This is a genomic window from Bosea sp. PAMC 26642 (genome assembly GCF_001562255.1).
GTDB lineage: Bacteria > Pseudomonadota > Alphaproteobacteria > Rhizobiales > Beijerinckiaceae > Allobosea.
In genome coordinates, this window is record NZ_CP014301.1 from 4,969,166 (window position 1) to 4,994,139 (window position 24,974).

General features: G+C 65.4%; 7 protein-coding genes and 1 pseudogene. 5 read left to right on the plus strand and 3 right to left on the minus strand.

The genetic code is table 11. The features are described from left to right. Positions 1-60: 60 nt before the first annotated feature. Positions 61-17,841 carry a carbohydrate-binding protein gene (locus AXW83_RS23815; protein ID WP_066618311.1) on the plus strand — a complete coding sequence of 5,927 codons (17,781 nt, stop codon included), beginning with the start codon at positions 61-63 and terminating at the stop codon, positions 17,839-17,841. Between the two features lie 132 nt (positions 17,842-17,973). Here AXW83_RS23815 and AXW83_RS23820 read toward each other — a convergent pair. Continuing rightward, positions 17,974-19,090 (minus strand): annotated as a pseudogene (locus AXW83_RS23820) (IS3 family transposase). 437 nt (positions 19,091-19,527) lie between these two features. Here AXW83_RS23820 and AXW83_RS23830 point away from each other — a divergent pair. Next, a complete protein-coding gene (locus AXW83_RS23830; RefSeq protein ID WP_066618315.1) occupies positions 19,528-19,863 on the plus strand; it encodes a DUF6894 family protein in 336 nt (111 codons plus the stop codon). 73 nt (positions 19,864-19,936) lie between these two features. On the opposite strand, the gene AXW83_RS23835 is transcribed toward AXW83_RS23830, so the two are convergent. After that, complete coding sequence (locus tag AXW83_RS23835; protein ID WP_156640353.1) at positions 19,937-20,233, minus strand: hypothetical protein; 297 nt, start codon at positions 20,231-20,233, stop codon at positions 19,937-19,939. Between the two features lie 516 nt (positions 20,234-20,749). After that, on the minus strand, positions 20,750-21,058 hold the full coding sequence (locus AXW83_RS27365) for a hypothetical protein (RefSeq protein ID WP_156640355.1): 309 nt from the start codon (positions 21,056-21,058) through the stop codon (positions 20,750-20,752). Positions 21,059-21,712: 654 nt separating this feature from the next. On the opposite strand from AXW83_RS27365, the gene AXW83_RS23850 reads away from it, so the two are divergent. From AXW83_RS23850 to istB, 3 genes are read left to right on the plus strand one after another with little or no spacing between them, the layout of a single operon-like run. Further along, a complete protein-coding gene (locus tag AXW83_RS23850; protein ID WP_066618327.1) occupies positions 21,713-22,561 on the plus strand; it encodes a hypothetical protein in 849 nt (282 codons plus the stop codon). A 21-nt stretch (positions 22,562-22,582) separates the two neighbouring features. Then, positions 22,583-24,082, plus strand: a complete 1,500-nt coding sequence (gene istA, locus AXW83_RS23855; RefSeq protein ID WP_066614042.1) for an IS21 family transposase — start codon at positions 22,583-22,585, stop codon at positions 24,080-24,082. Positions 24,083-24,102: 20 nt separating this feature from the next. Next, positions 24,103-24,945 (plus strand): IS21-like element helper ATPase IstB, encoded by an 843-nt coding sequence (gene istB / locus AXW83_RS23860; RefSeq protein WP_066620442.1) that lies wholly within the window; start codon positions 24,103-24,105, stop codon positions 24,943-24,945. Positions 24,946-24,974: the final 29 nt, after the last annotated feature.

A 24,974-nucleotide genomic window follows, 5' to 3' on the forward strand; every position in this document is an offset into this window, starting at 1 on the left:
TACCGACCAACAAAAAAGCGTCAGCCGCGGATCGGATCCGCGAGTTCAAGGGAGCGTATCATGAGTGCTCGTGACACCGGCAAATCGAAGCAGGGCGGCCGGAAAGAGGGCGCTCTGGCGCTTGCGACCGGTGCGCTGATTCTCTCGCTCGAAGAGGCGTCGGGGAATATCTCCGACGCCCTGGCTCCCGAGCAGAACGCGCCTCGCAAGCCGCTACAGCCCGGCATGGGCCTGGCCGGACCCGTCGAGGAGCCCAGCGCGGGGGCGCCCGGCGTGCGCTCTGGTGACGCGCCGCCCAAGAAGGGCGGCTCCGCCGGCGCACTCGCCTCGGACGGCGGCGAGGGTGACGAAGGCTCGACAGCCATCTCAGACACGCAGACGACCGGTAGCGGCGGCCTGGCGCGCCAACTCGACCCGTCCAGTTCCATCACGCAGGCGACCGGGAGCGGCGGCCTGGCCCAGCAACTCGCCCTTTCGAACTCCATCCCGCAGGTGACCGGCAGCGGCGGCCTGGTCCAGCAACTCGCCCTGTCGAGCTCCATCCCGCTGGCGAGCGGTCCCGAGACCGATCCCTCCGTGACGACCCCGACCATGAGCTTCAGCCTCATGTCGGTGTCGGGGGGAGAGGAGGACGGATCGGACTTGCCCTTCGCGGCCCTGGCTGCCGAGCCGTCACCCATCCGCATCCAGGCCGAGAACGCAACCCTCGGCAAGGTCGGCGCGACCACAACGACGCCGGCCATCGTAACGCCGGCGACCGCTAGCCCGACCGACCTACCGCGCGCCCTGGCGGCGGACGGTGACGCCTATGTCGACTTCGGCAATGCGACGCCGGCCGGCGAGTATGCCGAGTTCGTCATGCAGGTGGACACGAGCGGCTATTACGACCTCGCGGTCGGTTATGCGCTCGAGACCGGCAATCGGCCCCTCAGGCTGGACGTGAAGCTGGACGCGGGCGCTTTCACCACCTTCGATCGCATGTTCGACCTGCCGGCCACCGGCAGCTTCGCCACTTATGGCGAGCAGGTGACGCGCGTGTTTCTGGAGGCTGGGCAGAACACCGTCCGGCTCACCTCCGTGGGAGCCAGCGGTCCCAATCTCGACTATGTCGAGCTTCGCGCGCCCGATCCGAACCGGATCGTGATCCAGGCCGAGAGCCTGCTGCCGGCGCCCTCAGTTACGGATCCGACCACGGTCAACCGCGCCATCACTATGGCTTATCTCGATAGCCGCTCCGACTCAGAAATCTTCCGGGTGGGAGCCGAGGGTGACTCCTACCTCGATTGGAGCAGCGCGGCGGCCTCGGTCCTGCTGCCCATCACGGCACCCGTGGCGGGAACCTACTCTATCGCAATCACCTACGCGAATGGATCTACGGCTCGCCCGATCTCGCTCACCAAGCTCGACGGCACCGTGATAGGCACCTTCGCGTTCGGCACCACCGCGACCCCGACATTCTATCCGCTCGACTACGCGGACATTCCGTTACGCCTGCGGCCTGCCGACGGCGCTGACGCCGGCTCCGTTCCCGACCCGCTGGGGTGGGAGGGGTGGACCAAGCAGACCCTCGGCGTGAACGTGAGCCTCCAGGCTGGCCTGAACGTGCTGCGCCTCGCCGGAACCGGCCCAGGCCCGAATCTCGACAAGATCGAGCTCGTTCTCGTGGAAGCTGCTCCCGAGCCGGTCGCCCCGACGGACATCTCGGTCGCCAGCCTGACTGTCGCCGAGAACGTCGCGGCGGCCCAGATCGGCGCAGTGACGGTATCGGACGCGGATTCCGCTTCTCACACTCTTGCTGTGCTCGAGAACGGGGTCGCGAGCACCCGCTTCGAGATCATAGGTGGTCAACTCCGCCTCAAGACTGGCCAGAGCCTCGACTTCGAGACCCAAGCCAGCGTCGCCATCCAGATCGTGGCCACCGACCCGGGCGGCCTGTCGCTGACGCGCGACTTCGCCGTCACGGTCACCAACGACCTGGCCGATGACGCGCCGGTAGTGACCAACGTGGCTCCGGTGGTTTCGACCACTTCCTTGTCCACGCCCGAGAACCAAGTCGCGGTCGGCGCCGTGGCGGCTACGGACGCGGACGGCGACGTGCTGAGCTATGCGCTCACCACCAACGCGGGGACCGACAACGCCCTGTTCGCGATCGACCCGACCAGCGGCGCGCTGGCCTTCCTGGTCGCGCCCGACTTCGAGGCGCTCGCCGGCGACACGCAGTTCACCGTCGAGGTGGCTGTCGGCGACGGCGAAGCCACGACGACCAAAACGCTGAGCGTCACGGTCACCAACGACCCGGCGGATGACGCGCCGGTGGTGACCAACGTGGCTCCGGTGGTCTCGACCACTTCCTTGTCCACGCCCGAGAACCAGGTCGCGGTCGGCGCCGTGGCGGCTACGGATGCGGACGGCGACGTGCTGAGCTATGCGCTCACCGCCAACGCGGGGACCGACAACGCCCTGTTCGCGATCGACCCGACCAGCGGCGCGCTGGCCTTCCTGGCCGCGCCCGACTTCGAGGCGCTCGCCGGCGACACGCAGTTCACCGTCGAGGTGGCTGTCGGCGACGGCCAAGCCACGACGACCAAGACGCTGAGCGTGACGGTCACCAACCAGAACGAAGCTCCCACCGTGACCGGCACGCTGGCCAGCACCACTCTTCCGTCCACGGGCGGCACGATCTCCCTGGCGAGCCTGGTGACAAGCGACCCCGACGGGGACGTCACGGCGTTCGACGTCCGAGCGGCGAGCGGCGACCTGCCGACCGGAATTGCGGTCCAGAACGGCGCCCTGGTGGTCGCCAGCACGGTGGCTCCGGGCGTCTATGGCCTGCTCGTCTTCGCTCGCGACGGCTCCCTGGACTCGAACTCCGTCCCGTTGACCCTGTCGGTCAGCTCTCCCCCGCCGGCCGTGGGTCAGATCCTGATCCAGGCCGAGGCAGGCGCGCTCACGCTGGTCGATGTCGATACGAACACCAACGACACGGTGGTACGTAATCCCTGGAACCTGGAGACCAACACGGCGCTGGCTCCGACCTTGCTGCGGCCCAACTTCAGCGGCAGCGGCTATCTCGATTACGGCGACACGCCCGGCGACAAGGCGACCTACACATTCACCATCACTCAGGCAGGCGTCTACGACTTCCACGTGCGCTACGGTTCCAATGGTGCCCGGCCGCTGGCCTTCTCGCTGGATGGCGCGGCCGCCACGAACCTGCCCTTCGTGGCCACGGGGACCAACACGTCCGGCCCGACCGAGGGCTTCAACAACTGGGGTGTCCAGAAGGTCAGCGGCGTCCAGCTCTCGGCCGGCACGCACAGCATCTCGCTGGCGATCCCCACGGGCTTCGTATCCGGCCCGAACATCGACGCCATCGCGATCACGGCAGCAGGGGCGACGGCTGACTTCTCGGCCGGCAACTCCAATCCGCTCGTGGCGCAGAGCGCCTTCCAGGTCACCGAGGGCACGGCGGTTGTCGGAACCGTCACGGCCAGCGACCCGGACGGCGACCGCGTCGAGTTCAGCCTCACATCCAACGCGGCGACCGACAACGCCCGCTTCACCATCAACGCCAGCACCGGCGCGCTGACCTTCAATACTGCGCCTGACTTCGAGCTGCCGACCGACGCCGATGCCAACAACAGCTACGTGGTCGAGGTGTCCGCCTCCGACCGCACGGGAACGTCGCTGAAGACCATCATGGTCACGGTCGCCAACGACCCGGCGGACGACGCGCCGGTGGTGACAAACGTGGCTCCGGTGGTCTCGACCACTTCCTTGTCCACGCCCGAGAACCAGGCCGCGGCCGGAACGGTGGCGGCCTCGGACGCGGACGGCGACACACTCAGCTACGCGCTCACCGCCAATGCGGCGACCGACAACGCGCTGTTCACCATCAATTCCACGACCGGCGCATTGTCGTTCCTCGTGGCGCCCGACTTCGAGGCGCTGGCCGGCGACACGCAGTTCACCGTCGAAGTCGCAGTCGGCGACGGCGCGCTCACCACTACCAGGACGATTGCCGTGTCGGTGACGGACGTGGACGAGGGCGGCCCCGTGGCGGTCACGTTCGGCGCGCTGACAGCCTATTCGTCGCAGGACCGCCCGCAGGATGGCGGCCAGGTCGTTTCGACGCCTTCGGCCCTGACACTAGACGGCAACTTCTGGAAACGCTCGACCCTCACCGAAACCTATGTGATCACGGCCGACACCAAGCTGCAGCTCGATCTGCGCACCGGCACCGGAACGGAAACGCCCGAGATCTCGGCGATCGGCTTCGACCTGGACGAGGATCCATTCGACGGCGACGCCAGCATCTACCAGCTCGGCGGGACGCAGACGCAGGGCGGCTTCATCGACCTGCGCGGCTCGGGCACCCCGAACCAGGACGGCTCGGTCCGGTTCGTGATCGACCTTGGCGCGCATGCCGGCAAGTCGATCTCGTCGCTCGTGTTTATCAACGATGACGACAGCCGTCCCAATCTCGGCTCGTCGATCTTCTCCAACGTGCAGTTCTTCGAGGCAGCCGATGAGAATGGCGCGCCGATCCTGGTCGGCGGCGGCATCGCGGACCGGACGCTCCTGGAAACGGGCTCCATCGAGGTCGACCTGCCGTTCTTGGATCCGGACGGCGATGCGCTCAGCTTCACCGTGGTGGTGAAGAACGCGGCCGGGATGGTGGTGCCGGCCGGCAACCTCGCGGTGGTCGACGGCGTCCTCGCCGGCAGCGTCGCCGCTCTCGGCGAAGGCGTGTTCACCGTCACGGTGACGGCGAGCGACGGCTTGAGCTCCACCTCAGACAGCTTCCTGTTGACCGTGAACCCGGTGAACGACGCGCCGGTGGCGGACGACGTGCTGCTCGAGCCCTTTGTGGCGCAGACCGGCGCGGCCTTCGCGGGTTTCGACGTGAACTCCTTCGCGCAGTACTTCGCAGACCCGAACGGCGACGCCCTGACCTTGACCGTGGAGGGCCTGCCGCAGGGCCTGAGCATCAACCAGGAAGGCTACGTCTCGGGAACGCCCATGACGGCCGGGACCTATCCGGTGATCATTCGTGCGACCGACCCTGCGGGGCTATCGGACACCATCACGATCCAGCTGGTGGTGGGCGGCCAGGGCAACGTCGCCAAGAGCATCGAGGCGGAGGCCTTCACCGGCCTGTCCACTGCGGCCGGGTTCTTCGCCAGCGGAGCCGCCACGGCCTCGGGCAGCCAGCTCGTCCTGCTGAACCAGGGCGCTTCTGGCTCCGTGTCGACCAATCTGTCGGCCAGCGGCCTCGCCAATGGCTTCTACAAAGTCACCGCCTATGTGTTCGACGAGACCGACGGCGCGAGCACCTTTTCGGTCTCGGTGGGCGGGACGTCGCTGCAGGTGGGCGGGTCCTCCACGGTCGTCCTGAGCGACGCGGGGCCGGGCTCGTTCGTGAATCCGTCCTCGGCGCGCGGAACGGCCGCCAATGCGGGCAACCTGAAGGCGATCGCCTTCGACACGGTCGTCCAGGTCCAGAACGGCACGGTCATGACCCTGTCGGGCCAGGCGCTCGGCAGCGAGTCACTGCGGGTTGACCGCTTCGTGTTCGAGCCCGTCCAGGCGGCCAACACGGCTCCGACCGGACTGGCGCTGACCGGCTCTGTCCAGGAGAACGTGGCCGGCGGCGTGATCGGAGTCCTTTCGGCCACGGACGCGCAGGGTGACGCGATCACCTTCTCGACGACGGACGCCCGCTTCGTTGTCGCCACCAACCAGGTCAGCGGCCTAGCTGAGCTCAAGCTTGCAACCGGCGTGTCGCTGAACCACGAGACGGCGAACGGCACGACCGTGAGCGTAACGGCAACCGACAGCAAGGGCTCGGCGACCACCAGCCAGCTAGTGCTCAACGTCTCCGACGTGAACGAGGCGCCGGTCCTGAGCGGAACGGTCGCGACGCAGGCCTTCGAGGCCGGGATCGGTGGACAGGTCAGCCTCGCGGCGCTGGTCGCGACCGATCCGGACGCCGGCGACCTCGCCAGCCTCGGCGCACGCCTGGCGGGCGGCGGAGCGCTTCCGGCGGGCATCACGCTCTCGGGCGGCTCTCTGGTGGTTTCCGGCACGGTTTTGGCCGGAACCTACATGGTCGAGCTGTTCGGCACCGACGGCGAGCTCCTTTCGGCTCCCATCTCGTTCACGGTCGTGGTCGATCCGGCCTCCGAGCCGGAGCCGTTCGAGCCCGTCGTGGTGCAGGGGGAGGTCGCGGTCGTGACCCTCACCCAGGCTGCCGACGCGAACTCGACGATGCTGCGGACGCAAACATCCAATCCGGAAGCGCCGGGCACGGGCAAGATCCTGGACCAGTTCGGCCTTCGAGCCGGATATACCGGGACGGGCTATCTCGACTTCGGCAACGATCCCGGCGACAAGGCCTCGTTCGTGGTCACCGTCGAAGAGGCCGGCGAATACGAGATCGACATCCGCTACGCGTCCAGCGACGCCCGCTCGCTCGACTTGGCGGTCGGAGCGGGGGCGCCCGCCACTATTCAGTTCGCCAGCACCGGCACTCCGGCAGTGGGCAGCACGCCGGCGGTGGACGGCTTCAACGTCTGGTTGACCCAGACCGTCACGGTCACTTTGCAGGCCGGCGCCAACACGCTGTCGCTGGCCATCCCGGCGGGCCGCACCAACGGCCCCAACATCGACAGCCTGACGATCCGCCAGCCCGGTCCGCCCGCTGACATCTCGGCCGACGCGGACGGCAACCTGTTCCTGTCCGGCCCCCAGGGTGAGATCACCGGGGCCGCCAAGGATTCGATCAACTTCACGGTAGCAGGCCGCGACGACGATATCGTCAAGACGGAGATCAGCTTCGACAACGGCCTGACCCGCACGGTCGTCCTGCCCGACGCCGATGGCGACTTCGTCGCCAACGGCTCGGCGCTCACGCCAGGGACCAAGGTCGCGACCGTGTATGTCACCGACGAGGCTGGCAACGTCGCGTCCAAAACCATGACGTTCGTGGTCGGCGCCGGCGCGACCGGAGGTCCGATCACCATCCAGGCAGAGGACGCCACCAAGGTCACCGTGCAGGACACGGGCGTGTCGACCAGCGCCGATTTCACCCGCGTAGTGAACGCGGCCAATCCCGACGCCACCGGCAACTTCCGGGCTGGTGCGGTGGATGGCGCCTATATGGACTTCGGCGCCAATGCGGGCGACGCGATCACCATCTCGGTCAATGCGGCAACGGCTGGGGCCTACCAGGTCACGTTCCGCTACGCGAATGGCGGGGCCGCCAACCGGCCGCTGGAACTGTCGCTGAACGGCGCAAGCGCGACGGCGGTGGACTTCGTTCCCGGCCCGGTGATCGGGACGGGCACGACGGCGTCGGGATGGGAATCCTGGGTCGAAAAGACGGTGACGCTGAACCTCACCGCCGGCGCGAACACGATCAAGCTGGCCATCCCGTCCGGCGCGACAGCTGGTCCCAACATCGACCAGATCGTGTTCACGCCCCCCGGCGGGAGCGGGCCGGTGGAGCCCGTGCCGTTCCTGCTGACCCTGCAGGCCGAGGCGTTCACGCCGATTGACACGACGGGAACCGGAAACCAGATCACCCAGGCGCGTACGCTGACCAATCCCGAGCCGACGCTCCCGCTTCTGCGCGACGTCAATTCGGACGGGCTCTGGGACGGGTTCACCGGCACCGGCTATCTGGACATGGGCGCGCAGATCGGCGACGCCGCGTCGTTCAAGGTCACGGCACCCACCGCCGGCACCTACACGTTCACGTTCCGCTTCTCCAACGGAGGCGGCGCGCCCAATGGCGACCGGCCCATGACGTTGGTGGTTTCCGGCGGCGAGACCAAGACGGTCTCGTTCCCGGGTACCGGCGTGAATGGCTGGGACGCCTGGACGACCACCACGGTCGAGGTCGTCTTGGCGGCGGGCGAGAACACGCTCACCATCGCCAACACGGTCGCGAACGGCCCTAATCTCGACAGCGTGACGGTCAGCAAGGATGACGTTGGCACCGGCGGGCCGATCGACCCGCGCGCCCAGCAGACCTTCGTCGAGGTGGTGAAGGTAAACTTCGAGCCGGCGCCCGGGCAGACCACCCAGGGATTGCCCGCCGGATATCAGACCCCGACCGGATATCTGTCCGACGTGGGCGCGGCCTATGGCGCGCGCGGCAACGGATTCTCCTACGGCTGGGTGAGCGAGACCAGTGTCGCGGACGGCACCGCCAACGGAACGACCCCGCTGGCCCAGCCCGCCAACGCGCATTGGTACAAGAACACCGTCACGGGCGCGTCGAACCTGCAGAAGACCTACGCGCATTTCGAGTATCCTGGAGCCAGCGGCGACAATGCGCGGGCGTGGGAGATCGGGCTCGAGAACGGCACCTACCAGGTGCGGATCTCCGTCGGAGACACGGCCGGCGCGTTCGACAGCTCCTATGCGATCAATGTCGAGGGCCAGAGGTTCGGCTCGACCTTCGTGCCCGCCAATCCTGGCGGAAACGGCAACCTCAACGGCGGAGGCTTCCGGTCCACGCTGGTCACCGGCATCGTGCAGGTCCAGGACGGCAAGCTGACCGTCGACTCCATCGGCGGCGTCAACACCGAGATGCAGTATGTGGAGATCGAACGGGTTCCGGACGTCACCCCAACCGACAACCGGGCTGCCGATCTCGACTACTCGTTCTTCGTGGCGCCCCGCGCCGCCTATCTCAACGACCAGGTTTCGCTGGAGATCGGCGATGACGGTTCGCTGCCCGTGGGCATTAACCCTCTGGCCAGCCTCGTGGTGGGCGTCAACGTGCAGGCCCCCGGCTACCGAGGGCCGAACATCGCCCATGTGGACGGCATCAAGCTCGTGGAGACGTTGACCGGAGTCGAGGTCGCTATCAACGTCCAGATCAGCGGCGGCGCGGACTCGCTCACGATCCGGCCCTTGGCCCAGCTCAAGGAGAATACCAGCTACACGCTGCTGGTCGAGGACGTGCTCGATCTCGGCAGCATCACGGACGGAACCGCGCCGCTGCGGCAGATGCAGGACCTGACCACCACCTTTGTGACCGGCGTGGCGCCCGTGGAGGTGGCCCGCGAGGTCGCGTTCACAACGCAGACGCTGCTGAACGGCTTCGCCGACGAGGCGGGCGGCTTTACGTCGATCGAGTTCGGCCCCGACGGCAAGCTCTACGTCGCCACCATCATGGGCGAGATCTATCGCTGGACGGTGAACTCGGACGGAACGATCAACAAGGCCTCCAAGGAGAGCCTCATCCTGGACTACCTGGCCCAGGACGGCGACCGGCGGGGCATCATTGGCTTCGTGTTCGATCCCGCCGATCCCAACACCATCTGGATCAGCGACAACTACCCCATCCCGCGTGAGAACAAGGCGTTCAACACGCCTGAGTTCTCGGGCCAGATCAGCAAGATAACGCTGGGGGCGGGCGGCTCGTTCACGGGGGCGACGGCCGAGACCTACATCACCGGGCTGCCTCGCTCGGGCGGCGACCACGTCACCAACAGCCTCGAATTCCGCGCCAATCCGAACGCGGGCCAGCCCGGCGAGCCGGCGTATCTCCTGTACCTCTCGCAGGGCTCGAACTCCGCGGCCGGCGCACCCGACGGAGCCTGGGGCAACCGCCCCGAGCGCCTGCTCAACGCCGCCATCCTGGAGATCGACCCGACGCGCGACGCGCCGAATGGTGGCTTCAACGTGCGCACCGAGCCGGTGACCGCGCCCACCACCCAGAACACGGGGTTTAACGCGGACGGCACCTATCCGGGCTTCTACAATCCCTATGCGGCCGACGCCGTCCTGAAGATCTACGCCACCGGCGTGCGCAACGCCTACGACCTGGTCTGGCACTCCAATGGACAGCTCTACGTGGCGGCGAACGGCACCGCGTCGGGCGGCAAGACCTTTGATGATCCGACCCAGGCGGGAAGTCAGGTCATCACGAACTCGCCCACTCAGGACGACTACTTCTTCACCATCAAGGAGGGGATGTATTACGGCCACACCAACATTCTGCGCGGCGAGTACATCCTGAACGGCGGCAACCCGACCGCCGGCGTCGACAAGAACGAGGTAACCGACCGCAAGGACGGCAATCCCAACACGGACGGCTACGACGCGGGCGTTGCCTATGACCCGAACTACGACATCGCCGGCGCCTACAGCCTCGGCCGCAACCAGTCGCCGAACGGCAGCATCGAGTACAAGGGCAGCGCCTTCGGATCCAACCTGAAGGGCGCGCTCCTGATCGCGCAGTTCTCGACGGGCGACAACGTCCGCTCGATCCTTGTCGATCAGGACGGCAAGATCATCGGCGACGACGTGCTGCGCCGGCCGGACGGGTCGATCATCAACAACTACATCGATCCGCTCGACATCATCGAGAACCCGCTGACCGGCCAGCTTTACCTGATGACGCTGAACCGCGGCACCGGGGCGAGCCAACTCGTGCTGCTCACGCCCGCGCCGGGCGGAGTCACCCAAGACATCTCCGCCGACGAGAATGGCGACCTCGCCCTCGTGGTGGTCAATGCCAGCAATCCGGACGCGGTCGTGTTCCAGGTCAACGGCCTGGACAGCGACATCACCGCCATCCGGGTCAACTTCAACAACGGCCTGCAACAGACCGTCACGCTCAACGCCCAGAAGCAGTTCACCATCGATCCCAACATCGACACCGGCCCGATCACGGCCCGCGTCGAAGTCACGGACGACGCCCTGAACCGCGCCTCGGTGAGCACCACCTTCACGCCCGGCTCGACCAACCCGAATCCGGGCAGTCTCGTGCCGCTTCTCACCATCCAGGCGGAGGACAACACGCCGGCGGACGGCACGTCCGTGGTCGCCGCGACCGGCGGGACGTCGCAGATCCAGATCCGCACCACGACCAATCCCGAGCCGAGCACGACGACCGGTCTGGTCGGCGGCCTGCGGCCGGGCGCGTTCGGCCTCGACGGCAACACCGTGAATACCGACGGGGTCGCCGGCGGCTATGCCGACTTCGGCGCGTCCAACGCCGACTTCGTGACCTTCACCTTCTCGGTCCCGGCCGACCAGGCCGGTTCCGGCATGATCAAGGTGCGCTTCGCGAATGGCGGAACGGCCGACCGTCCGCTGGGGCTGGTCGTGAACGGCGCCGCGGCCGGCACCGTCAGCTTCCTGCCGCCCGTCGGCGTCACCGGTGACGCCGCCTGGACCACTTGGCAGGTGGTGGACGTACCGGTCAGCCTCGTGGCCGGCCTTAACACGGTCACGTTCCAGGCCACGGCCGGAACGGGGCCCAACATCGACCAGATCGAGGTTCTTGCGCCCGAGCCCACCACTCAAAACGTGCCCTACGCCTACTATGAGGCGGAAAACGCCCAGCTCGTCGGCGCCACGGTGGTGACCGAGAACCGCAACCAAGAGGGCGCCGGCTTCGTCGACTTCGTCGGCACCGGCAACCAGTCGATCACCTGGACGGTGAATTCAGCCAATGCGGGCTCGTTCGAGATCGCGTTCCGCTACGCCCTGGCCGACTCGAAGGCCGACCGTCCGCTGAGCCTGACGGTGAACGGGGTCTCACTCGGCCAGGTGAACTTCGAAGGCTTCGGCCCCGACGCGGAAAACACCTGGCAGTTCCAGACCGCGCTCGTGAACCTCGTGCAGGGCGCGAACACCATCACGGTGACCGCTCCCAACGCGGTCGGTCCGAACATCGACCAGCTGCGAGTTGCCACCGGCGCGGCCGCTCCCCCGTTCGAGCCCGACTATGTCTCGATCACCACGGGAAGCCGGATCGAGCTCGAGCAGACGGCCGACAACTCGACCCGGGTCCTCAACAACCAGGCCGTGGAGTTCTTTTTCGAGGTCGCCCAGGACGGGCTCTACGCCCTCGATCTCGCCGCCAATGCGGGTGCGCCGAACGGGCAGGGGCTGCGGCTCTTCCTGAACGGTGTCGCGGTCGAGACGCTCGCCTTCCCGGGCGTCGGAACGGCAGGCGAGAAGACCGCCTATCTGCAACTCGATGCCGGCACGCAGTACCAGCTGCGCGTGCTCTCGAATGCGCCGGGCGCAAGCGCGATCGACTACCTGGACGTACGTCTAGCCCCGGGCAACGCCAACGCCGACATTGCGGTGCAGAGCCTCGACCCGGCCTATCTCGACAACCGCCTGCACTTCAGCTTCCTGGAGGACCCGGACGCCGTGGAGCCGGACTCCGCCGACCGCGACTTCAAGGACAGCGGCACGGTGCGCATCACCAACACCGGCACGGAAGCCCTGACCTTCACGAGCCACGAGCTCACGGGTCCGTTCGTGCTTGCCAACCCAACACAGCTCGACGGCCTGTCGATCGCGGCCGGGCAGTCGGTCGACGTGACGGTTCTGTTCAACAGGGCGGCCTACACGCCTCCGACCACGAATGTGGACGCCACTTCGACGGTGTTCACCGGCGCCCTCAAGCTGATCACGAACGACGCCGACACGCCCTTCACCACCATCGACCTGGCCGGGTTCTGGCAGGCGAGGGACGAAGGCGGCCAGGAGCCGAATGTCAACGAGATCTGGAAGATCTTCGGTTTCGGCAACGTGATCGAGAACCTGACGCTGCGCGGAGGCGGTGAGAATTCATCCCTCAGCACCGACGACGTGTTCGCCAAGACCGACGAGACCGAGGTATTGTCGCCCTATTGGCGGATAGCGGACGGCTTCACGCAGGCCAAGGTCACCCAGATCGCGGCCTTCCATGGCACCGGCGGCGCGACGTTCCACATCCACAACCCCAACAACAAGGGCGCCAACGTCCAGTTCTGGAACCACGAGGGAACCGACAACCAGCGCCTGCTGCCCAACGCGGGCAACGACACGAGCTTCGCCACCCGCACCTTCACCCGGGCCGACATCCCGGATGGCTGGGTCGGAAATGACATTTTCGGCATCTCTGTCGCCGGACTGTCGAGCGATCCGCGTCTCAATCCGCGCGGCAATGTCGAGGTGGTCGGGGCCCAGCAGGGCCATACCGTCAAGATTTTCCAGGCGTTGGACGCGAACGGCGCTGTGATCCCCAACGTCTATCTGGGGATCATGGACTACACGGGCATCAACTACGACTACAACGATAACCTCTTCGTCATCGAGGGCGTCACGCCCGTCGGCTTCGGCCAGAGCATGACGGTGGCCGGGCTGGACTCGGCGGCGGCGGACGAACGTCTCGTCTTCACCAACATCGATACGCCGGCCAACGCCCAGCAGGCCTTCCGCAACGAAGCCGTGATCACCATCACGAATGATGGCGCGGCGGCGCTGACGATCGAGAGCATCGAGATCGGCAACCCGGCCTTCCAGATCGTCGGCGCGACGCCGACCTCCGTGGCGGCCGGCGCCAGCGCCACCGTCACGGTTCGCTTCGTCGGGACCCACTCGGGAACGACGGCCGGCGCCGAGCTCTACGAGACCACTCTGACGATCGTCTCCAACGATTTCACTCAGGGACAAAAGGTCATCACGCTTGCGGGCCTCGCCCAGGAGTTCTCGGAGAACAACTCCGAGCCGACGGTCGCCCAGATCGTGGAAGCCTTCGGCTACGGCACGGACGTGGCGCAAGGCGAGCTCGCAGGCGGCGGCGTGGTCGAGGTCATCGGGGACGAAGTCCTGATGCCCTATCTCGAGCGCCTCGACGCCACCAAGTCGATCGAGGTGATCCAGATCGCCGCCTTCTTGAATCAGGGCAACGTGGCGCGCCTCGGCTTCCATGGCCTGGGCTCGTCACAGGTCACCAACTTGTTCGCCAACGACGACCAGCAGGGCCAGACCGTCCTGCCGGACCAGCTCGTGACGGGCGCCGGCGCGGGCGCCAGCGCGGCGCGCGGCACGATCACCCAGGCTGGGCCCTTCGGGCTCTACATCTCGGTGGACGGCCGGCCGACCTACTCGTCCTGGACGGACCCGAAGGCCAACGACATCGACCCGAACTTCGGCAACTTGGTGGATACCGGGGAAGGCCACCTGATCCGCTTCTTCCAGGCGCTCGACCAGGCCGGGAACGTGATCGTCGGGACCTATATCGCCATCCAGGATTACCCCGGGGCCGGCAACTACGACTACAACGACCACATGTTCGTCATCAAGAACGTCAAGCCGCACGAGCTGACGGCGGCAAACGACGCCAACAACAACGACGTGAACGACGCACTGGAGACGGACACGGACGCCGACGGGACCGTGAATTTCTTCGACACGACCACGACGCCTCCGACCGGCCCGCAGGCACCGTTCGGCGGCACGGCTCCGGCCTTCGCCAATGGGCTGCTCACTCTGGACGCGTCCAACTACGACACGGGTGGGCAAGGGGTCGCCTATAGCGACAATTCCGGGCGCGACGGCGGCAGCACCACGTTCCGTACGGGCGACGCGGTGGAGTTCGTCGGAACCGAGAACGACGTCGGCTATGTCCGGCCGGGCGAATGGCTGGAGTACACTGTCAACGTGCCGACGGCCGGCGTCTACGACATGAGCTTCTTGGCCAAGACGCCGCTGGCCAATGCTACCGTGGCGATCTCCATCGCAGGGGGCGCGACGCTTGCGACCGCGACACTCCAGGACGGCGGAGCGAGCTTTTCGGCCGCTCCGTTCCAGGCGAGCGCCCCGGTAGGCGTGTCTCTGGGGGCGGGCGTGCAAACCATCCGGCTGACCTTCAATGGGACGCCGGAGGCTGGCTCGCTGTACCTGATGGACCTGCGCTCCGTCAGCTTCGACTATCGCGAGCCTCCGGCTCCGGTCACGCAGACGCCGTTAGGCGGTTCGCCCGCCACGTTCGTGAACGGCGCGCTCACGGTTGACGCGTCCAACTACGACAACGGCGGACAGGGGGTCGCCTACAACGACGCCGTCGGCCTTCAGGGCGGCTCCAATGGCGGTCGCACGGGAAGCGCCGTCGAGCAGACCGGAACAGGCGACATCGGCTGGATCGAAGCAGGCGAGTGGCTCGAATACACGATCGACGTGCCCACGGCAGGCGCCTACCGCTTGACCTTCAACACGGCCACGCCCGACCCGGGTCGCTCGTTGACGGCCACCTTCGAGCAGAGCGGGTCTGTCTACCGCACGGTGGCCGGCGTCGCGGCGCCCGACACGAACTCCTACACGGCCTTCGCCAATAGCGCTCCGACCACGGTCGATCTCGCCGCCGGCGTCCAGGTGGTGCGGGTGGCCTTCTCGGGCGGAGCGATGGACTTCCGATCCTTCGGGCTGCAGGCCGTGACGGCTCCGCTGCCGACGGTCTCCATCTCGGCGGCCACGCCGACCGTGACGGAGGGAACGGCCACGACGGCGAGCTTCACGATCCAGCTGAGCGCCGCGCAGTCGAGCGCCGTGACGGTCGAGTATTCGACCGTCGCCGGAACGGCGACGGCCGGGTCGGACTTCACGGCCGTGACGACGGCGACGGCCACGATCGCGGCGGGCCAGACCTCCGTGACCGTGACGGTGCCGATCCTGAACGACACGGCGGTGGAGCCCAACGAGACCCTGTCGGTCGCCATTGCCAACGCCAGGCTCGGCACCCAGGCGCTCGCCATCACCGCGGCCAACGCTGGCGTGACCATCGTGAGCGAGGACGTGGCGCCCACGCCGAGCCAGACACCGTTCGGCGGCACGGCTTCGGCCTTCGTCAATGGGCTGCTCACGGTTGACGCGTCCAACTACGACAACGGCGGACAGGGGGTCGCCTACAACGACGCCGTCGGCCTTCAGGGCGGCTCCAATGGCGGTCGCACGGGAAGCGCCGTCGAGCAGACCGGAACAGGCGACATCGGCTGGATCGAAGCAGGCGAGTGGCTCGAATACACGATCGACGTGCCCACGGCAGGCGCCTACCGCTTGACCTTCAACACGGCCACGCCCGACCCGGGTCGCTCGTTGACGGCCACCTTCGAGCAGAGCGGGTCTGTCTACCGCACGGTGGCCGGCGTCGCGGCGCCCGACACGAACTCCTACACGACCTTCGCCAACGGCGCTCCGACCACGGTCGATCTCGCCGCCGGCGTCCAGGTGGTGAGGGTGGCTTTCGCGGGCGGAGCGATGGACTTCCGATCCTTTGGGCTGCAGGCCGTGACGGCTCCACTGCCGACGGTCTCCATCTCGGCGGTCGCGCCGACTGTGACGGAGGGAGCGGCCACGACGGCGAGCTTCACGATCCAGCTGAGCGCCGCGCAGTCGAGCGCCGTGACGGTCGAGTATTCGACCGTCGCCGGAACGGCGACGGCCGGGTCGGACTTCACGGCTGTGACGACCGCAACGGCCACGATCGCGGCGGGCCAGACCTCCGTGACCGTGACGGTGCCGATCCTGAACGACACGGCGGTAGAGCCCAACGAGACCCTGTCGGTCGCCATTGCCAACGCCAGGCTCGGCACCCAGGCGCTCGCCATCACCGCGGCCAACGCTGGCGTGACCATCGTGAGCGAGGACGTGGCGCCCACGCCGAGCCAGACACCGTTCAACGCCACTCAGACGCCCTGGCTGGTCGACGGCGATGGCATCACCATTTCTGCCGCCAACTACGATAATGGCGGCCAGGGGGTGGCGTTCAACGACACGAACACGGCGCAACTCGGCAACACGACCTATCGCCCCGGAACAGCGGTGGACATCGTCGGGGCCGGGACCGCGGTGGGCTGGGTCGAGAGCGGCGAGTGGCTGGAATACACCATCAACGTCCAGCAGGCCGGAACCTACAACCTGTCCTTCCTGACGGCGGCGGTCACGTCCGGGCGCAGCATCACGGCCACATTCGAGAAGAACGGCGTCGTGTACGAGACGGCGGCGCCGGCTCCCGTTGCGAACACCGGCCAGTGGAGCACCTATGCGGGCACCCAAGCGGTCCAGGTGGAGCTCGAAGCCGGGGTCCAGACGGTCAGGATGTCGCTCGCGGGCGGCTCCATGGACATCCGGTCCCTCTCGATCACCCCGCTGGCGGTGTCTCCTGCCGACCTCGACGGGGACGGCGTGCTCAACCTCGCCGATCCGTTCTTCGCGGACGCGACGAACGGCGCCTTCGGAGTGGGCGCGGGCGAGAAGTTCGTGTTCACCTTCGACGGCACAGCTCCGGGCGGCGCGCCTCTGGGCTTCGGGTCGGGCCTGACGGGCCTTCGCATAAACGGGAGCTCGACCCCGCAGCAGCTTGGGATCGACGACGCCGGCTTCACGGTGGCGGACGGCCAGGTCCGCATCGCGTCCGTCCCGGCCGGGGACTCTTACTACGAAGCGAACGATCTAAAATACGGGGCGCAGCTCGGCGTAACGCCGGAAGCGAAATACATCCTCGTATCGACGACGTTCGACAACCCGTTCGACGGCCGTACACCCGACAGCTACCAGAATATGGGTCTTTCCATCGGCACGGGTGACCAGAGCGACTATCTCAAGCTGGTGCTGGAAGGGGGCTCAGACGGCAACCCGTACATGCGGGTCGAGATGGAGGTAAACGACGTTCGCACGGTGAGCCAGAACTACACCTCACAGGCAGCGGCACTGCGCAACGTCGACGCCAACGACACCGTCACGGTGTCACTGATCGTCGACGCCGAAACCGGCATCGCCGTGCCCCGCTGGGCCTTTACGTCGAATGTGGGGACGGGCTCGTTCACGGGCACGGGCGCGCAGGTGCAACTTACCGGCGAAGTACTGGCCGCGCTGCAGGGCAACCACACGCTGGCCAAGGCGGCGGGCGGAACACTGGCCAGCGGCCTGGCCGTCGGCCTCCACGCCACTTCATTTGACAGCCAACCCTTTGAGGCCCGCTTCCTGGAGGTTACGGTTGCGGGCGCGGACACCATGAACGAGCTGCTGCAGATCGCCTGACTGGAACCATCGGAGGCGAGCCCCGCCAGGCGTTCGCCTCCGACCATCAAGTCGCCTGAGCCTGACCTTGCTCAGCCTGATGTGCTCCCCGATTTTGGGCCAGCGCGAGCTGGAATCTTCCGGGGTTAGGGCTCATGCCGACGGGGGCGCCGGAGAGCCGTTCATCAGCGATATCGGCGGCTTGTTGCCGATGGCGCTGTGTGGCCGGACCTCGTTGTAGTCTCTACGCCAAGCCTCCATTTGCCCGGGCGTCGTCAAGGCTCATGAACCAGTGCGTGTTCAGGCATTCGGCCCGGAACTTGCCGTTGAACGACTCGATGAAGCTGTTGTCGGTCGGCTTGCCTGGCCGGGAAAAGTCGAGCACGACGCCCTTCTGATAGGCCCAGAGATCGAGGTCCCGGCTGACGAACTCCGAGCCCTGGTCGACGCGGATGTTCCGGGGGTAGCCCATGCCGCCGCAGATCCGCTCAAGCGTCACGACGACGTCCTCGCCGCGATAACTGAACCGCGGATCGACGGCCGGCGAGAACCGGGAGAAGATGTCGACCACGGTCAGGACCCGGATCTTGCGGCCCGTCGCGAGCTGGTCGTGGACAAAATCCATCGCCCAGCTCTCGTTCGTCTGGGTCGCCGGATGACGGTCCTCGCGCAGGTTCGCCTTGACCCGGCGCCTGGGCACCTTGTTGCGCAATTGCAGGCCCAACTCCTTGTAAAGGCGATAGATCCGCTTCGGGTTCACCGCCCAGCCATCCCGTTGCAACAGGATATGCACGCGGCGATAGCCATATCGCACACGCGTCTCGCAGATCTCCTTGATCCGATGCGTCAGCTCGGCCTGCGCGCACTGCTTTGACTTGTAGACGTAGAGCGAGCGGTCGATCCGCAGCGCCGAGCAGGCGCCGCGTCGAGACCTTCCACTCACCCCGCAGCTTGTCCACGAGCTCGCGTCTGCGTGCAGGCCTCAGAGCTTTTTTGAGAGCACATCCTGCAGCATGGCCTTGTCGAGCGACAGGTCCGCCACGATCCGCTTCAGCTTCGCGTTCTCATCTTCGAGCTGCCGCAGCCGCTTCATCTCCGACGGCATCAGGCCCGCATACTTCTTACGCCAGTTATAGAACGTCGCGTCCGAAATGCCGGCCTTCCGACAAACTTCCGCGATCGACGCGCCACCCTCAGCCTGCTTCAAAACGAACGCGATCTGCGCCTCGGTGAACTTCGATGCCTTCCATGGAACTCTCCTCGTCCCGATCCCGGGATCATAAGTGGAAAATTCCAGTTCAGACTGGCCGGGTTTTCAGGGAGCACGTCAGGAGCTTGAACCGTCACTGACTAGGGCGGAGTGGATCAAGCGTCATTGTGCGCAGCCATCGGCGGGAGCACCACCGCATTTGGGAGTGCTTAAAACATCATAACGGAATCGGTCGGGTCGCTTTACCCAAAATTAGCGGTGCGAGACCATCGTTGTGGAACTTCTGGAGAGGCTGCCTTTGCCCCGTTGTGCTCCCCCGGCGCGACGGGGTATTTCTTTGCACAGCCTGAAGCTCAATGCCGCGCCCGAGATCAACCGTCTCAAATACCCTCGCGACGGTCATTCAACGCAGGACGATGATCCGTCATGACCGTAGCGCTCAGCCGGAACAGGGCCTGACATCCGAAGTTGTAGACGAACCGCGAGGAGTTCGTCGAATGCCGAAATTCATCGTTACGACCGACGAGGGCAAGAGCGCAGAGCCTGTCCGAGAAAGCATGGAGTTCCCGACTGAGAAGGCGGCAACGGACGATGCCCAGATCGCCCTCTCCGAAATGGCGCGTGAAAAACTGCCGAACGGATCTCATGCTGACTTCCATGTGAAGGTGGCAGACGAGGCCGGCGAGCAGATCTATCAAGCATCGCTGACGTTCGATGCGCAGACCGCCGAAGACGCGCGGAAGGCGGAGGAGGAGAAGGCGGCGGTGGAGGATAAGGCTGCAGATGAAATCGCAGCGGCCATCCGCACTATGGGGACTGGCCCGAAACTCTGATCCGGTCACCCGATGTCGATATCACTTTGGCTTTGGGCCATCTGCCTGGCCGTCACCATCGGCAGCAACGCGTTCATTTTAATATCATCGCATCTGTCGGCGATGGTGCGCTCTCGGGGTCTCTCGCATCGGGTCGCACGTCTGACGAGAAAAGGCGCGGCGATTCTTGAAACTTGATCACCGCCTGTGCGGCGAGCGCTTCCGTCTCGCCGCACTCCCACAGACCGAAGATGATCGAGCCCAAGTACTCTCGCTCCGCAGATCGATCCAGCGGATCAATGGATGGCCCTATTGCGGTCCATGCCACATCGAAGGCTGCGGATAGCTTGGCCAGCACGTCGGGCTCGGCGACAAGGTTGCGGAAAGGCATCTGCATATCCTCCGGCGCCTCGGCGTCGGCGCCAGGCGCGGAGAATACGCGGGCCAACCCCACTCGCAAGGGGAGTTGCGCATCAAGATCGACCGACGTTGCGCGAATAGGACGGAGGGCCCCTTTCTCTCGCCAGGTTGCGGCGGACCTGCACCCAAGATCCAGCGGAATACTCGTCAGTGGCGAGAGGCCTCCGCTAGCGGCGGCACCCCTGGCTCGAATTTCTGCAAGCCCCATTGCGGTGTCGGATCATTGGCAAGCGTTCGCATACATCCTCTGCCAAGGGTCAGCGAACGAACGCACCTTAAAACAAAGACATTGGGTTCCATCGCGCCAAGAGCAGAAGCTAAGCGCCTGCCAAAAACCGGACTATACGTCGCGATTATCCGTTCCAGTTGCTGATGTCGGTCGCGCTCACGTGGTCGAGATCGAAGCCGTTAACGACCTCAACGGCCTGAGCCTGCCTCAATGCTGGGCCGCCTGCCGGCCGCATCCAGCGGGTATGCTGCTTATATCTTAGAATACCGGCTCGCTATCATCGTAGAGTTGTTGAGCCAAGACGGCGTATCCATCAAGAGCAGTAATAAGCGTTTTTTCGTCACATTTGGTAGACAACAGCTCCAATTTTCGTGGAATGCTTTTCGAAAGCGCTTGATCTAGAATTCCTAAATACTCATGGAGAACAAGGGTTTTCCTGATCGTCGCGTCCCAAGCCTGACAGGCGGTTAGCGTCTTGACCGGCGAAGGCTGCGCTGCCGTTTGATTTAAGCTTAACGCATTCAAAACAACAATGCTAACAGCCGTAGAAATGTGTAACCAATGCATGTTGACCTCCTAGGTATTGAAGGAGGCTATAAGGCTTTCGCGCGCACGGTCTGTCGTCATCCCATCGGGTGACGCAATCGCTTTGTGTGCCCCGCCCAGCACGTCTCGCATCCCAATCCCCATTTCTGGAACTCAAAGCATAGAAATATCACTGCTTTATGGTCCGACCGCTCAGAAATAACATTCGAAGATTTATTGGTAATAGAATTACATGAAGCACAAGCACCGGAGCGTAGACACCAATCCACGCGTAGAGAATAAAGAGGCAATTCGCCATAACGGCCCAGGAACGGAGCCTGCGAATATCGGTCTGACAGAACGTCGCCAGGGTTGCGGCCGCCGCCAGGAAGCCAATCATGTTCCGTAGGCCGCCATTTTGTTCGTCCCCGCCGCCGTTCGGGGCTTGAATTTAGTGCGACTCACCAAGCGAGCACATCACCCGATTGGGTGACGACGCACCTGATTTGCAGGCTTAAATCGCCGGGCTGGCTCATATCATGCATAGGCTGTGCAGTGCCGCACGCCTCGTCGGTCATCCAGACGTCGCTGACCATGCGAATACTATGCTGCGCCGACGTTGTCCGGCGTGCTTATGCCCAATCGTAATTTTGCTTGAAGCGTTCCAATCAAACTCGATTTCATGGAGCGGCGCGTATGAGGGCGGACCGCGAGGACAGCAGTGCGGCCATCATCGACTTGATCTACGACGCGGCTCTCAGCCCGGAACTCTGGTCCGAAGTGCTGATCAAGATCGCGGACATGACAGGCAGCATGGGCGGGATCATGTACCAGATGGCACCCTACCGCGGTGAAATTCTCGGCCGTTCATTGGGACGGCTCGATCCCGATTGCAGCAAGCTCTATGAAGAGCGGCATTTCGCGAACCCGTGGTCCGCTCACATGTTCGTCCAACCTGCGATGGCGCTTGTGCTGTCCGACGAGATTTTGCCGCTCGGCGAACTGGCACAGTCGGAATTCTACGCCGACGTGCTGGAGCCGCAGGGGATTGTCCATAACTACATGACGCCCTTGATCTCGCGCCCCGATTTAGCGGTAGCCTTCAATATGACCCGCTCGGTCGGCGAGGGGGTCATGCACGATGACCAGCGTTTCCTCTTGCAACGGTTGATCCCGCATCTTCAGCGGGCCTCCCAGCTCCATCTTCGGGTCGAACAATACGAGGCGCTGCGCGACGCAAGCCTCAAGACACTCGACTTGCTAACAACGGGCGTCGTCATCGTCGATCGTTGGGCCAGCGTACTGTTCGCCAGCCAGACGGCAATCCGTAGCGCGCAGATGCACGGGCTGGTGTTGCGCGACCGCACCGTGTCGGCGTCTCCACAGCCCTTTGGTGCCCAGTTAAGACAGTTGATCCAGAGAGCGATCAATGGCGGATCGGGCGGCGCGATGGCGCTTGTGCAGGGCGGTGACAAAACCATCCATTGGAGCGCCGCCGTTTGTGGTCGCGCGGGCGGCGTAAAAGTCGGCCACTGGATAGGCTGATCCCTTTTGGGGTTGGCGGGGATGTTCGCTGTGGAGGTCTACGCGGCGGTTCGTGATTTTGTTTTCATTCAGGGGAAGAGCCGTCGCGAGGCGGCGCGTGTTTTTGGTCTGAGCCGCGAGACGATCGCAAAGATGTGCCGGTTTTCGCTGCCGCCGGGGTACACGCGAACGAAGCCTGCCGAGAAGCCGAAGCTCGGCCCGCTACTGCCGGTGATCGACGCGATCCTGGAGGCTGACCGGGGCGCGCCGGTGAAGCAGCGCCACACGGCGAAGCGGATCTTCGAGCGCTTGCGCGACGATCATGGCTTTGCTGGCGGCTACACCGTGGTGAAGGATTATGTGCGGGTCGGCCGGGCGCGAGGGCGCGAGACCTTCGTGCCGCTGGCGCATCCGCCCGGGCACGCTCAGGTCGATTTCGGCGAGGCGATCGCCGTGATCGGCGGGGTCCGGCAGAAGATCCATTTCTTTTGCATGGACCTTCCGCAGTCGGATGCCTGCTTCGTGAAGGCCTATCCCCGCGAGACAACGGAAGCGTTCCTGGACGGGCACGTCTCGGCGTTTTGCTTCTTCGATGGGGTGCCGCTGTCGATCCTGTACGACAACACGCGCATCGCGGTGGCGAAGATCTGCGGCGACGGCAAGCGCGAGCGAACTCGCGCCTTCACCGAACTGGTCAGCCATTACCTGTTCCGGGACCGCTTCGGCCGTCCCGGCAAGGGCAACGACAAGGGCAAGGTCGAGGGGCTGGTGAAGTACGCCCGCTCGAACTTCATGACGCCGATCCCGGTGGTGGCGAGCTTCGAGGCGCTGAACGCCAGACTGGCCGAGCAATGCCGCCTCCGGCAGGGCGAACGCGCCGGACGGCATGCCGGGACGATCGGGGAACGGCTTGTCGCCGATCTGGCGGGGTTGCGCGACCTGCCGGCCGTGCCGCTGGAACCGTGCGAGAAGCGCAGCGGCCGGGTCTCATCGACCGCATTGGTCCGCTACCGCTCCAACGATTACTCGGTGCCGACCGCTTATGGCTTCCAGGACGTCATGGTGAAGGGCTTCGTCGACGCGGTCGTGATCCTGTGCCGCGGGGCCGAGATTGCCCGTCACCCGCGCTGCTACGGCGAAGGCGTGTTCGTCTCCAACCCGCTGCATTATCTCGCTCTGATCGAGACCAAGCCCAATGCACTCGACCAGGCGGCGGCGCTGCAAGACTGGGCTCTGCCCGAGGTCTTCCAGCATCTGCGCCATCTGCTGGAGGCGCGTATGGGCAATCGCGGCAAGCGCGAGTTCATCCAGGTGCTGCGGCTGCTGGAGGCGTTGCCGCTTGAGGTCGTGACGTTCGCCGTGACCGAGGCGATCACGCTCGGCGCCATCGGCTTCGACGCGGTCAAGCTGATCGCGCTGGCGCGGATCGAGCGCAGGCCAGCTCGTCTCGACCTGTCGGCCTATCCTCATCTGCCCAGGACGACGGTGAGGACGACCTCGGCTGCCGACTATGCCGTGCTCCTGCCGGAGGAAGCGGCATGACCGGCACCACCAGCGACGCGATGCCAACGGGAACGACCAGCAGCACGCCCCAGGTCCTCCTGGCCCACCATCTCAAGCAGCTCAAACTGCCGACGGTGCTGCGCGAGTATGACAAGGTTGCCCGCGAATGCGCGCGTGATGGTGTCGATCATCCCCGCTATCTGCTGCGCCTGATCGAGCTCGAACTCCTTGATCGCGAGCGCCGCACGGTCGAGCGGCGCATCCGGGCAGCGCGGTTCCCGGCGGTGAAGAGCTTCGACACCTTCGACTTCGCCGCCATCCCTGGCCTCAACAAGATGCTCGTGCTGGAGCTGGCGCGCTGCGGTTATCTCCTGCGCCGTGAGAACATCATCGCGCTCGGCAACAGCGGTACCGGCAAAACCCATGTCGCGCTGGCGCTTGGGCTGGCGGCTTGCCAGAAGGGCTTCTCCGTCACGTTCACGACGGCGGCCTCGCTGGTCAACCAGTTGCTGGAGGCCCGCGACGAGAGACGCCTGCTCAAGCTTCAGCGCGATCTGCAGGCGGTCAAGCTGCTGATCGTCGACGAGCTCGGCTATGTACCGTTGTCGCCGACCGGGGCCGAACTCCTGTTCGAGACGTTCTCGCAGCGCTATGAGCGCGGCTCGACCATCGTGACCTCGAACCTACCATTCGAGGACTGGACCTCGATCCTGGGATCGGAGCGTCTCACAGGCGCGCTGCTCGACCGGCTCACCCACCACGTCAGCATCCTGGCAATGAACGGCGACAGCTATCGGCTGAAGCAATCTGCCGGCCGACGGCGCAGCCTCGCCGTGGCGGAGCAAAACCAGGCCACTGCTGAGCACGTCGATCCCGAAACCGGAGAGATCACCACAGGCTAATCAGAAACGAGCACGACGATATGCAAAGG